Raw genomic sequence first — 14,082 nt, 5'->3', positions numbered from 1 at the left:
TTGAATCAACTCTTACAATATTCTACCAATTATTTAACCTTTAAACAATTCAAATTATGGAAACCAGAAGCCCCCCTTTTGTTTGTAAAGATTTTTGAGATATAAAAAATGATTAACCCCTTAAATCAGATTATATGAAAAATTTATACAAAATTATGCTGCTTTGCGTCTGCGGAGCTACTTATGCACAAACCCAAAATGATATTACCAAAATTCGATCGGGCAGTAACTTGTCTGAGCTTCAGTCTTTAAGTGTACGCTACCAAGCCGAAGCCGACAAAAGCAAGCAAAGAGTAACTAGTCTGGCCAAGGCAAACGGCTGGAAAACCTCATTTTTGAATAAAAACGGAACCTCAAGTGAATTAGTAGATGTGAGCGCAGATGGAAAAACGCCCATTTACTATGTTACAGAAAATGTAAATGCCGCAAAATCAACGCGGGCAAACTTTCTGAATTCTGGTGGTGGCTTGGGATTGAACCTTAACGGACAAACGATGACCGCTTATGTTTGGGATGGAGGTGCCACACTTCCTACGCATAATGAGTTTGGCGGAAGAGTGTCAATTGGGGATGGCGTTACTACTATTGTTACTACCAATAATAACAGCCAGCACGCCAATCACGTAACAGGTACCATTGTTGCGGCAGGTACTGTAGCGGCCTCTAAAGGAATGGCCTTTCAGGGAAATGCCAGAACAAATGAATGGACCAACGATTTGACTGAAGCGACTACTGCGGCAGCAAACGGAATGTTGATCTCCAATCATTCCTATGGATGGGCTACAAGAAATTCGGCCGGAACGGTTTTGATTGCCCCTTGGCAGTTTGGTGCGTATCAAACCACTGCCAGAGACTGGGACATTCTGATGTTTAATGCTCCTTACTACCTGCAAGTGAAATCAGCCGGAAATGATGGCGGTGATAACACGGCAAACACAAGTCCGTTAGGTGGTTTTACTGCTTATGATAAACTGACAGGATTTTCGACTTCTAAAAACAATCTGGTGATTGCTAATGCTAATGATGCCGTTATCAGTGCAACAGGAGCTTTAACAAGTGTTACCATTAGCGGATCCAGCAGTCAGGGACCTACAGACGATTTGAGAATCAAACCGGATCTTGCCGGAAACGGAGCCTCCGTTTATTCGACAGCCACACTTACAAATCCGATAACACCATTAACGAACAGTAGTTATGGTAATGCCAGCGGAACTTCTATGGCCGCTCCAAACGTGACAGGTACTTTACTTTTGCTGCAACAGCATTATAAAAACCTGACCGGAAACTTTATGCGTGCAGCCACTCTTAAAGGATTGGCGCTGCATACCGCAGACGATGCCGGAGCAGTTGGACCGGATGCTATATTTGGATGGGGACTGTTGAATGCAAAATTTGCCGCAGAAACCATTACCAAAAACGGAACTGCGTCTATCGTTCAGGAAAGTACACTGGTTAATGGAGGTACTTATACATTGTCCGTAACCTCAGACGGTGTTAATCCGTTAATCGCATCTATTTCCTGGACAGATCCTGCAGGTGTTGCTTACTCAGGCAGTACACCAAATATTGGCACAGCAAAATTGATAAATGATTTAGACATTCGTGTAACCAATGGTGCCGGTACTAATTTTCCATATCGATTATTAACCGCAACAACAAATGGATTGGGTGATAATACCAGAGATCCATTCGAGCGTATCAGAATTGTTGGAGCAGCCGGAACCTATACCATTACAGTAACTCATAAAGGAAGTTTGGTTAATGGCAGTCAGAACTTTTCGACTGTTGTAACCGGAATTACAGTACCGGATTTGTACGTAAAAGACAGACCGTTTGATGTTGGATTACAACCTAATCCGGATTCAGGGCCTATGTGGATCAGTGATGATATCTGGGTAAGACAAACGATTGACGGAGGAACTGTACATGAAAACCCTGAATTTAAATTAAGTTCACCAAACGGAGTTTACGTTAAAGTTACTAATAAAGGAACCGTTGCCAGCGCTTCCGGAAAAGTGAAACTGTATTTTGCAAAAGCTTCTTCAGGATTAACATGGCCTACCAACTTTGTTAATTTTTATGTTGGACCTGTATTGCATGGTGATTATATTGGAGAGGTAGCTATCCCGGCAATTGCTGCAGGTGGAAACGCTACGGTGGTTATTCCGTGGTATCCGCCAAATCCTGCTGATTTCACTTACGATGTACATCATTTTTGTTTAGCTGCAAGAATAGAATCATCAGAAGATCCTATGTTTAATGAGCAAAACAATGTTAGTATTGCGGTTAATACCAAAAACAACAACAATATTGCCTGGAAAAATTTAAGTGTTTACAACCTGAATACGACCGATTTTGTTCCTCCAACAGCCGTATTTATTAGAGGAATCAGATCTAAAAACATCAATGTAAGATTTGTAGACAAAGGATTTAACGAACAGCTTAAGAATAATTTCTTTGAGTTAGGCGGTACCATCGAAGCGACACTGGATCCGAAATTATTTGAAAGAGCACAGGCCAATGGAAGCTTGAAAGGAGTACAGATTTTAGATAAAAATAAAATCCTGATCACGTCAAGAGAAGGAGCAATTGCTAACCTGCCAATTGATATTGATGAAACTTTCGGAATAACCTTTGATTTCAAGGTAGCAAAAGATTTCCCGGCTGAAGAGCAAATTACCATAGATCTTGTTCAGGAAGATGCCAGAACGGGTGAACTTGAAGGAGGAGAGCGTTTTGCACTGGTAAGAGCTAAGGCCAATACTAAACCGGGTGCTATAGCGCTTACTGAAGCAGCTGAATCGCGTATTGTTACTATTTATCCGAATCCTACAAACGGAATCTTTAAAATAGGAATCAATAACGAGGAGCAGGGAACTTTAAGAATAACAAGTGTTTTCAATAGCGTTGTTTTTGAAGAAAAAACGAATAAACAAAAAGAGTTTAATGTGAACATCTCCAAACAAGCTCCCGGAATTTATATCGTTCAGTTTATTTCTGATAACGGAAAAGTAGTGACGAGAAAAATAATTAAAAACTAATATTTTTCTATTGAACTGCATATTCCTTTAGGGAATGTATGAAAATGAAGAAAGTCGTCTCAATGTAAAAGTTGAGACGATTTCTTTTTTATAGCCATCAATTAAGGATCAGCATTGGTAGTCAGGTTATCTGTGGGAAAAACAGAAGCGGTTAAGCTGAAAGATTTTCAACTTAACCGCTTATTAAAAATCTATAATCGTTTAAAGGAATCTTGCTTTATTTTCACGGATGAACTTTTGCAACATACGAAGACACTGTTACGGTATCCGAATCATTTTTAACGGTATAAACGCCTAAGATACTATTTTCATAAGCCGTATTGGCGCTTGTACTGTCAGCTTCCGGAAAATCAATATCTATCCAGTTGGCTTCTCCAAATGAGCCATCTGAATTTCGATTGACAGCAACAAAGGAAGCTCCTATATCTTTTCCGTTAATACTGATCCAGTCAGAGGGCATATGATAACCATTACCTTTGGCAGCAGTAATACCTTCAAAATGTGTGACTACAGACAGAGCAGTTTCATTCTTATAACTAAACGATTTTAAATTACTTGTTTCCTTCGTTTTGGAATTGTAATCAACGAGAAAAGCCTGGCTTATTTCCCCCAGTTTAGCGCTCGAATAACCGCCAGCCATAGTATAATGATCACCGCCATTGTGCCAAATCCCGTACAAAGTAGTCGTTAAGGAATTGGAAACTTTAAAATCAATATATTCTTTAGTGACAACATCATATAGAAACGCATATCCATTCTTGTCGTTCTCTACATCATAATTCCCAACAGCGATTCCGCCCATTATGCTATGAACAAATACATTATTGGTATTACCGCCATTTGGCGACACCTGAATCCAGGTTCCTGAACCGTCTACTGGTCCTTCGTAATAAAAACCAAGATTTCCGCTCGGAGCTTTACCGGTAGAGGCCGAGATTTTATAGGAACCAACCAATTGTACTTTGCCATCATGCCCGTTATTAGGACCGTAACAAGAGGTATTGATAACCGTTGCTGTTGGTGTACTTGGAAAATTTACAATGTTCCATTTGCCTTGATTACCACTTCCATTAATTGGCCCTTCATAGATTAAGCCCTGAACAATATTATCAAGGCCTATTAAACTGCCTGAAATGTATACATTTTCAGATCCTGTGACACCTCTTACGCCTTGTATGCTGGTTTCTCCGCCAGCAGGATAATTGAAATCGGTATACTTTGCAGTATTGACTTCCAGATTTATATTTTCTGACATAATTTTTTTTTTTGATTATTGCTTTATACTTTTTTAGCACTGTGCCCAAAAGTTGTTTTTAGTTGAACGTTGTGGTACTATAGACATCTTTTGGCGCATTTACCCAAAGTTTTTCTACTTCCAGCTGATGCAATTGCTCTTCTAACTCATGCCTGATTTCACTGTAAGCCGGATCATAGGCCAGATTTGTGATTTCCAATGGGTCATTCACTAAATCATACAGTTCATATTGTTTGAAATAGGCTGTAGCGGCATCAAAATAGTAATCAAATTTCCATTTTTCGGTTCTGATACAACGGATGCGATTGGCAGCTCTTACGATGGTCCAGGTACTATTAGATCCGGCTTTGATATCATCATAAGTAAACAGAAGGCTATGCTGAACCGGTGTATTGTCCTCCATTGTAGGCAACAAACTCGTACCGGCAAGCCCTGTTGGCGGATTGGAAACATTGGCCATCTCAATAAAAGTAGGGAAGATATCGGCTAATGTTGCTAAGTTCATCGAATGTTTGACAGGATGGTTCTTAAACAGTATCGGATTTGAAATGACAAGTGGTACTCTTAAAGCCTCTTCATACGCAACAAAAGTTTTCTGACGTAATCCGCCATGAGCGAGACCCATTTCGCCATGATCGGATGTCATGGTAACTATGGCAGAATCGGCCAGTTTATGCCCATTTTCATCTTCCTTATACAGTTCGTCAATCAGATAACCATATTGTTTATCAGCAAGACTTAATAAATAACCGTAGAAATTGATATAATTCAGTTTGTCTTCGGTGCTATTGATTGCTCCGAGGGTTAAAGCCATATTGATCAGGATTTGTTCCTGTGCCATTGGTTTTTTATTCTCGAGCAGATTCTCATTTACGGTAGCAGGAAGGCCGATCTCTCTGTCTAGCCAACTGTCGGGATGATATCCTGATGTACCTGCTGTATTCGGATAAGCTAATACATCGTGTGGATTTACGAGAGACAGAATCAAACAATAAGGTTTATGGTTTCCGGCGGCTCTTTGGGCTCTTACTTCCTTTAGATATTGAATCGCTTCAGCCGTATACCTTGCATCATGGTTGGCATATCCGCCCCCAAAATTAAGCGGATTGACATCTTCACCGGCATCGGGAGCAATCCAGCCCATAGCCCCATACAATGCAATATCAGCAGCGGTTAGATCTTCATAATTTGTTTTAGTACCATTAGGGGCAACACCTTTACTCATGTGCCATTTTCCGCGGTATTGCACATCATATCCATCAGCCCAAAGTGTATTCATAATATTAGGCAGTGCATTGCTAAGCGTAGGTTCCTGAGGTGACAACAGACCGCCTTCGGTAAGGGTTTGGCTTACACCATGTTTCGCAGGATATAAACCAGTAAATAAGGTCGAGCGGCTAGGAGAACACATGCAGGTGTTGCAGAAGGCGCGGTCAAAACTAAAACCATTTTGTTTCAGAAAAGTCAATGTAGGAAGGTTTTCCTCTTCCCATCCCGGCGGGAAATGTTGCGTAGCACGCTGCTCGTCGGTAATAATTAAAATCATGTCCGGCTTTTGGCCAATTTCGTTAAGTTTTTCTTTTAAGTTCATTGTTTATGGTTTAAGGGGTTAATAGAATATACAATTGTTGATATTGATGGGTAGTCAATAATGTTATGTGAGTTTGAAACAATCTAAAAAAGGAGATGCTTTGGGTACTTTATAGAATCCGGGCGCGAAGAGAGTATGTTAAGATACTGGTGTGGAGTAAATCGCAAAAGGCTTATATACAGTATTGTAATCAAGTTGTTGACTTGATTAATAAGAATAAAATTACAATAACTGAGCAGATTTGAATTACGTATAAATACCTGTTTTATAGAGAAGTAGGATTTGATATTATCATTTGCAGAAAACAAAATTCCACAAGTAGAAACGTGAAAGGTCTAAAAAAAAACCTTCAAAGTCTGGTAGCTTTGAAGGTTTCTTGATTTCAACTGGTGCTAAACAACAGCAGTTGTTAATGGGATTATCGATTTAATTTCCTTTTAGTAAATTGATACTTACGGTCGCGATATCAGCATCGGGGAATCGTTTAAAAATTGATTTGTCCGGAAATAATCCTGCCTCTGCGGCAACTTTATTAAAAACATCTATCTCAACAATATACTGGTCCGAAAAGCCATGAGTAGCATCATAGGCTGTTGCAGGAGTTTTTCCGATATTGTCGGCAGCAAGCTTCGGATCTATGGTATGCAGTTCAATCAGCAGCAAGCCAAATTTACGCACATAAGGCGACCATTTTTGCAAATGTTCCAGCAGATTGTCTTCGACCAGATTGTTACTGATTCTTTTTCCTCTGTAGGCAAATGCACCGGTAGATGTACTGATTCTGTCTTTGTTAATGTGTTCCGGATCTTTCCAAATTCGATTGTGATCTAAGAAGGTCCTTACGTTAAGCAAATCCTTCAAATCAATATTGTAATTCTCTTTCAGATTTTCCGAAAGCAGTTGTGGGCGTCCGATATCCCCCCAAATGACCTTTGCCCAAATGTCGGCCTTGATCAAATTGGCTCTGGTTACTTTTAATGCGGCCTGATTATAATCGGCTCCAACTAAAAATAAGGGATAATCGTCGAGCATTTTTCCGCGTAAGGTTTGTCGGTCGATTACTTCAAAAATATGCTGAAGAAAAGCACCATTACCGCAGCCCATATCAAGAATTCCCTTAGGCTGTTGTTCGATTGGCAGATTAAAAAGCGTAACGATAATTTCATCTACCACTTTAAAATAAGTGTCGTGAGCACCGCCGCTTCCCCAAACGTTCATTTCGCGGTCAACATGAATTTCGTTTTCGCCATCGGTAATCATTCTTAGTACAGCAGGATCACCAAATATTAATTCTTCGATTTTGGCAAATGTTGGCAAGTAAGAAACCGTTACACCATAGGCACTGGCTCTTTTGGCATAAAAGAGACCCGTTTCGGTAAATTGGTAGTTGCCATTTTTTTCCAAAAACCATCCAAGATGTACAAAAAAGTCCAGTATTTTTTTAAAATTTTCAGGAGATTTATGAAACTCTTCGGGCTGGAAGGAAGTTTCCATGAAATATTTGTGAAACATCCCTTTCATGGCCAGACGAACAATTGTTGGACCAATCAAATGGCCTTCGATATGTTTTAAAATCTGCTCCTGAATACTATTTTTTAACGGATTGTCAGAAGGGAGAATTCCGTATCTTTTTTTATATTTTTCAAAGATGACATTGAGTCTTTCAAAAGGTACATCTTCAAAAAGCCGTGGATGAAACTGTACCGAAAATTGAAGCAGATCGACAACATCCTGATAGAGATAAAACAATGAAAAAGCCGTTTCGGTTTTTTCGTTGACAGCGATCGTAATTTCCTGTGTACCGTTATCGACTTCATAATCTAAAAAGCCCTGGGAAGCCAGAATTCTTAAACCGACATTCAGATAACCTTCATTTGCTTTAGAAACCGTTACCAGCTCTGATAATTGGACTTGTTTTTTGTTTAGTATATACTCTAAAACAGCATTGTTTTTTAGTGCTATTGCTACGGGAGCAACGGCTAAGCCGTCAAGATGTCTGAAAATAGAACTTCGTAATTGTGATTTATCGGTCATAGTATAAGTATCATGGTTTGTTAAAAATAGTGATTTTTTTTGACCGAAGATCAATACTTGGTTTCATTTTTTAAATCGCCTGTTTTAAGATTTCTATTACACTATTTTATATGAAACGAGTTTTTTATTTTACTAAATGGGTTTAGAGAATAAACTAGTTCACAGCCATTTTGTTGTACTTATTGCGGTATTCGATCGGATTTAGACCTGTTACCTTTTTAAAAATGGTACGAAATGCTTTGGTGTCGGTATAACCTACATCGTACATTACCTCATTAATATTTTTGCGGCTGGTTTCGAAGCTTTTTTTGGCAAACTCAATTTTCACACGGTTGATGTATTCTAAAACAGAATTGTTGGTAGCGGCTTTAAACCGTCTTTCAAAACTTCTTCTTCCCAATAGCACCAGATCAGCCAATTCATCGATAGTGATTTTCTCCTGTATATTATCTTCAATAAAGTCCTGTACCTGTTTGATTGCTTCGTCGTTGTGATTTTTCTGTCCTTGAAACATCGCAAAAGCGGCCTGACTGTCTCTGTCAATATCGATCGCAAAATATTTGGAAGCCAATATTGCCGTTTGTCTGTCGGTATACTTCTCAACTAAATGCAGTAGTAGATTCCAGTATGAATGTGCACCGCCACTGGAGTATATTCGGTGTTCTTCGGTGATAATGCTGCCGTCTATGACTTCTACTTCAGGGAACATTTCGCGGAACTCATTTTGAAAACCCCAATGTGTAGAGCATTTTTTGCCATCCAATAAACCGGTAGAGGCAAGTAAAAATGCACCAACGCAAAGCGAAGCTACTTCAGCTCCTTTATGATAGTGTTCGTTTATCCAGGGCAAAAGCTCCTGATTTTGAGCAATCGCGCTTTTCATATCTCCAAATAAGGCAGGAATAACAATCAAATCTGTGTTTGTGACTTCTTTTGTAAGCTGAGACGTATTAACTGAATATAGTCCGTTATTGAGTTTGACTTCTTTTTCTAAACCAACGAGCTGCACATCAAACAATACGGGTTTGCCCGATGCAGTCATAAACTGATTGACTGCTGAAAATAAATATTGAGGATCTGCTATAGCCTGCAGAACGGAGCTTTCAGGAACAAGGATACTTACTTTTTTTATCATCTTCTTTATTTTTAGAACTGGCTCTAAGGGCTTATTTGTTGTGCAAAGCCCCTAAAAATCACATCGTTTGCCATTTTGCAATTTCAAAGATAAAGATAGTTTGTCGTAAATGCCCTTTTTGTTGTCGTTTTTGCATATCCGCATTCTGTTATTTCTGCTCCATCTTTGTATTATCAATTAACAACTAAAAAAATAGAACAAATGGCAACAAAAATTTTCATCAATCTGCCGGTAGCAGATTTACAAAAAGCAATGTCTTTTTACACAGCAATTGGATTTACAAACAATCCTCAATTTACAGATGCAACAGCAGCCTGTATGGTTTTAACCGAAGAAATTTATGTGATGTTATTAACACACAGTAAGTTCAATGAATTTACCAACAAAGAAATTGGAAATGCTTTTCAAAAAGCGGCGGTAATTAATTCATTGTCGGTAGACAGTATCGATGAGGTGGATACCATGCAAAATAATGCATTAAAAGCGGGCGGAAAAGAAACTGCTGAAGCGAAAGACTACGGTTTTATGCAACAACGAAGCTTTGAAGATTTAGACGGACATCTTTGGGAGGTTTTATACATGGACCTGGCCAAAATCCCACAACAATAACAGTATTCAAATGGCACAGCTTAATTCTTATTTAACATTTAACGGTAACTGCAAGGATGCAATGTTATTTTACAAAGCATGTCTTGGTGGTGAACTCGAGCTGCAAACGATAGCCGATTCGCCAATAGGGGAGCGCCTGCCGGAGAGAATGAAAAGATGTATTTTGCACGCCACGCTTAAAAGCGATACTCTTGTGATTATGGGATCGGATATGGCTCCGGAAAACCTGACAAAAGGGAATGCCTTTTCGATGATGCTCACTTTTGACAGTGAAGAAGAAACCCGAAAGGCTTATACCGACTTATCGAAAGACGGTCAGGCTACCCATCCGTTAGAAAAAACTTTCTTTGGAGTCCTCTTCGGACACCTTACGGATAAATTTGGACATCAGTGGATGCTCTGTTATTCGTCAGAAGAAAACAAACCCTTAGCCGTTGGGTGTAATTAGTTTTGATAATTATACCCAATTGGATAAGCTCCTTTAGAAAACGCTATGAATCAGGAGCTAATGACAAATTATTTTTAACCAACAACCTTTACAGCTATGAAAAAAGATAAAATACTATTCTGGACCACAACAATTATCATTTTTATTATGGAGGGCATTATCCCGGCCCTAACTTCACAAACTGAACTTGCCAAACAAGGGATCAGCCATATGCAATATCCGGCTTATTTTGGTAACGCATTAGTAGTTTTCAAAGTGATTGGAGCACTTACCGTGATTATCCCGCAAGCGCCAAAATTTGCGAAAGAGTGGGCGTACACCGGTTTTGGCTTTGTGTTTATATTTGCCAGCATCAGTCATTTTGCTGTTGATGGATTCGGGTTTCAGGCGATACTGCCTTTGGTTTTCCTTGGTATATTAGTGATTTCATACAAATTGTATCAAAAATTGTATCAAAAGGAATATGCAGTTTCAGCAGCTTATTAGATCTGTTAAAAACGGTAGAGATAAGCTTTAAAAAGTAAAAGAGACGACTATGCAGGTCGTCTCTTTTACTTTTATACCATTAAGAGCTGGTATTTTTTTACGCCTAATATCTATGTTTGGGTGTGTTGAATCAATTGTACTTAACGGGGGTAAATTCATCTAAAAAACTATATATGCCGAGCCTACGGCTCTTTTATGGTTGTGCCTGTTTTTTATGACGGATTAAAATCCGTCGCTACAATATGAATCGAGCCGATGGCTCTTTATGGTTGTACCTAAATTTTTTGTGACGGATTAAAATCTGTCTCTAGATTATCATTCGAGCCTATGGCTCTTTTATGAAGTTAATCTTTATCTTATTTAAACCTATTTCGGTTTATATCGCCTGTTTCTATTTTAGGTGCATGGATCGTAATCCGTCTAACAACAAAAAACACCCGCATGATTAAGTTCCGAAGGAACAACAAATTTTGTAACAACGGATTTTAATCCGTTGGAAATAAGGTGTGTTCAAAAAAAGTTCCGGAAGAACGATACATTTCGCAACAATTTTTAAACCAGAACAACGATTTTCAATTTAATAGGCAACAACAAAAACAACCGTATAATTAAGTTCCGAAGGAACGACAAATTTTGTAGCAACGGATTTTAATTCGTTGAAAATAAAACGTGTTCAAAAATGTTCCGGAAGAACGATACATTTCGCAACAATTTTTAAACCAGGACAACGATTTTCAATTTAATAGGCAACAACAAATTTTGTAGCAACGGATTTTAATCCGTTGAAAATAAAACGTATTCAAAAAAAGTTCCGGAGGAACGATACATTTCACAACAATTTTAAAGCAGGACAACGATTTTCAATTTAATCGGTCAACAATAAAAACAACCGCATAATTAAGTTCCGAAGGAACGATAAAATTTGTAGCAACGGATTTTAATCCGTTGAAAATAAAGCATGTTCAAAAAAAGTTCCAGCGGAACGACACATTTTACTTCATTTCCTTGTAATTATAAGGCTTTGCAACAGAAAATAGTTGACACATGACAGTAAATTCCGCGTTCGTTGCATCTTTTTCATCTCTATTAGAATCAAGCACTAGCTTTACTTCAAAAGCAACCAAACGTAACGTCCGGCTAAGACTTCCAAACTAAAAGTAAAAGACAATCTTAGAAAACAGTACCGTATAAAGCTGCTTCATTGAGTTCAAGTTAGGGCGGAATCCGAAAAGCCTATGAGTAGGGCAAATGCAAATTTAAATTATGGAAATTAAAGAAATCGTTAAGCAGGAAGTATTACAGAACTTCATGGCAAAGGGAGCAAAAACAACGGCTACTGCCACTTCAAAAATGGTAAAGTACACCGATGATAAGTTAGAAAAGCTACTGGTATTTGATGTTACGACCATAGCAGAACAGCTAACTCCTCAGGCACAATATACGGTTGATCAATGGACTCAAATTTTAAGAAATCCGGAAAACATCAAGATTCGTTCTGCAGCTGTTGCAGATCAAAAAGCGTATTTTACGGAGCAGGAAGTGAAAGACAATGTTTCCAAAATACTAAGCCTTTTCCTTGATGGAAAAGAAGTAAGAATCCCGCTTGTTACTAAGAAAGACCAAACCACGAATGATTATTATAGTGAGGTTTTTGTGGAGATGAGTAATAATTTTTATAAATTTTATTCGCTGAATGCTATAAAAGACGGAAGGGATTCGGCACAGGAAGTGATAACAAAGCTGTCGGTACTCAATGATAGTCTGGCCAGTTTTGATACCGACTTTAGAAAGATGGACAGGGATGCCGGTTCCTTCTGGCGACCTGACAATCCAAAGCGATATGACAATGTTCGAGGCTCACTGAATGAGTGTCTGAGAATGCTGGGTCTGACTCGCGCTATGGCTAAGAATTATTTGGAAGTACTGGATAATATTCTGCCTGTAATAGCAGAGTACAGTAATTTTATAGACCTGGTAAGTTCCAGACTTCCCGATTTAAAAATTGATTCATCCTTTAACCTGCAAACACTTACTGAAAAAGAATTTTATCTTTTTGGCTGGATTACTTTAGGGACCAATTTTTTTGCCGGTGTAGCTACTGTTGGCATGTTAGGAGCCGCGCTTGGACCATTAGGCTGGATTGTTGCGGGCTTAGCGGCCATACTTTTAATTATTGGCTCGATAGATTATATCATTAACAGTATTTCTGCGGCCAACGATTTAATGGATTGGTACGAGAATACACAGAAAAAATTAGACGAAACAACTAAAAATCTCAATGAGCTGTACGGGCAACTGAGCTACTCAAAAAGGCTTTTTGATGAAAACTGGATCGATTTCCAATCGCTTGCAAATAGTTTGAAACAGAATGATCTGCCTGTAAATAATGGAGATCAGGTTTGTAATATTTTTAAACTGTACATCGGATCGTTTAACGAGAGATTGATACAGGAAAAGCAATTGTTTTTGGATATGGCGAATGCCGATGGACTTGCCTCTTTGGTACTGATTAAGTCCAAAAGAATCATAGATGATAAGTACCCTTACCGTGGAGAACCGGACGATGACGATGAAAAAGAGGTTTGGTTAAACTCCAACAGTAATAAAATTAAATCTTTAGCATTCAAATGGTTATTAGAAGGTTATGCAAAAGCCGGAACTGATGCCGAAAAACGACACTCTTTTGAGGTTGAAATAGATAAAATAAGTGATCATCTGTCTCATGAAGAACTTAACCGATTGCTGATTACGTCAGTTTTTGTCCATGCGGCATCACCGGAGGAAGTTCTGAAAGACTCAAAATTCAATGAGACATTAGTGAACAAGATCAGATTTGAATTGATACAAAACTTAATAATTGCTGCCTAAGGATTGGATCAGGATCAGAAAAAAGAGTTTTTAATTTTAGAAAATCTTTAAAGCCGATAAGTATATAAATAGAATTTTACCCCTAAAAAGGCCGTCTGATCCAGACGGTTTTTTTGTTTTTTGCGAAGTTAAGAATCGGTGAAAAACGGTTCTTTTTTACCTCTTCAATTCTTTGATTCGGAGTTAGGGGAAGGGCGCTGTATTTTATGTTTTTATAATATTAATTATTTGTATAATAGTTTATTAGGTTTATTTATATCAATAATAACTTTAGTTGGATTACAAAATACTGTAATGGATACCCTTTTTTAAAGAAAAGCAAATTAAAAGACATTTCATTCTCTCATTTTAGAAAAAATCTTACACAGCAAAGGAAAATCAATTGGTTGTTAACTATTTTGTTTTTAGTAGTTTACCCTTTTGGAGTTATTTTTTTAACATTTTTTATATAAAAAAAAGAGTTAAAATTTTGGCATTCGTATTTTTAATATACTTTTGTTCTATCAAATTAGTAGAATATAAGAATCGCCGAATTTGTTCACTTTTGAACGAACGGGAGCCCAATAGAAAGGCCCTTTTCGATAGGGCATCGGGAGCAGTGATCCAATTCAAATA

The 14,082-nt window shown here is 38.2% G+C and carries 9 protein-coding genes; 5 read left to right on the top strand and 4 right to left on the bottom strand.

Features of this window, described 5'->3' with window-relative positions:
- The first annotated feature begins 134 nt into the window (after positions 1–134).
- Positions 135–3,041 (top strand): S8 family serine peptidase, encoded by a 2,907-nt coding sequence (locus tag OLM61_RS18540; RefSeq protein ID WP_264524080.1) that lies wholly within the window; start codon positions 135–137, stop codon positions 3,039–3,041.
- Positions 3,042–3,264: 223 nt separating this feature from the next.
- Here the strand turns inward: OLM61_RS18540 and OLM61_RS18535 are convergent, their stop codons facing one another.
- The 4 genes from OLM61_RS18535 to OLM61_RS18520 all read right to left on the bottom strand — a co-directional run bounded on the left by OLM61_RS18535 (position 3,265) and on the right by OLM61_RS18520 (position 9,056).
- A complete protein-coding gene (locus OLM61_RS18535) occupies positions 3,265–4,296 on the bottom strand; it encodes a hypothetical protein (protein ID WP_264524079.1) in 1,032 nt (343 codons plus the stop codon).
- A 58-nt stretch (positions 4,297–4,354) separates the two neighbouring features.
- On the bottom strand, positions 4,355–5,887 hold the full coding sequence (locus OLM61_RS18530; RefSeq protein ID WP_264524078.1) for a sulfatase-like hydrolase/transferase: 1,533 nt from the start codon (positions 5,885–5,887) through the stop codon (positions 4,355–4,357).
- Positions 5,888–6,313: 426 nt separating this feature from the next.
- The gene (locus tag OLM61_RS18525) at positions 6,314–7,921 is read right to left on the bottom strand and encodes a class I SAM-dependent methyltransferase (RefSeq protein WP_264524077.1); all 1,608 of its coding nucleotides are present in this window, start codon (positions 7,919–7,921) and stop codon (positions 6,314–6,316) included.
- A 154-nt stretch (positions 7,922–8,075) separates the two neighbouring features.
- Positions 8,076–9,056, bottom strand: coding sequence for a GlxA family transcriptional regulator (locus OLM61_RS18520; RefSeq protein ID WP_264524076.1), 981 nt, complete (start codon positions 9,054–9,056; stop codon positions 8,076–8,078).
- Positions 9,057–9,257: 201 nt separating this feature from the next.
- Here OLM61_RS18520 and OLM61_RS18515 point away from each other — a divergent pair, with 201 nt between their 5' ends.
- From OLM61_RS18515 to OLM61_RS18500, 4 genes are all read left to right on the top strand, one after another.
- Entirely contained in the window at positions 9,258–9,665 is a 408-nt protein-coding gene (locus OLM61_RS18515) for a VOC family protein (RefSeq protein ID WP_263360901.1), read from the top strand.
- A gap of 10 nt (positions 9,666–9,675) precedes the next feature.
- Positions 9,676–10,113: a VOC family protein gene (locus tag OLM61_RS18510; protein WP_264524075.1), complete on the top strand. Its 438-nt coding sequence runs from the start codon at positions 9,676–9,678 to the stop codon at positions 10,111–10,113.
- A gap of 96 nt (positions 10,114–10,209) precedes the next feature.
- A complete protein-coding gene (locus OLM61_RS18505; protein ID WP_264524074.1) occupies positions 10,210–10,599 on the top strand; it encodes a DoxX family protein in 390 nt (129 codons plus the stop codon).
- Between the two features lie 1,263 nt (positions 10,600–11,862).
- Entirely contained in the window at positions 11,863–13,467 is a 1,605-nt protein-coding gene (locus tag OLM61_RS18500) for a hypothetical protein (protein ID WP_264524073.1), read from the top strand.
- The last annotated feature ends 615 nt before the right edge of the window (positions 13,468–14,082 follow it).

Origin of the sequence: Flavobacterium sp. N502536 (assembly GCF_025947345.1) — a bacterium.
Taxonomy (GTDB): Bacteria; Bacteroidota; Bacteroidia; order Flavobacteriales; family Flavobacteriaceae; genus Flavobacterium.
This window is presented reverse-complemented; position numbering and strand designations above follow the sequence as displayed.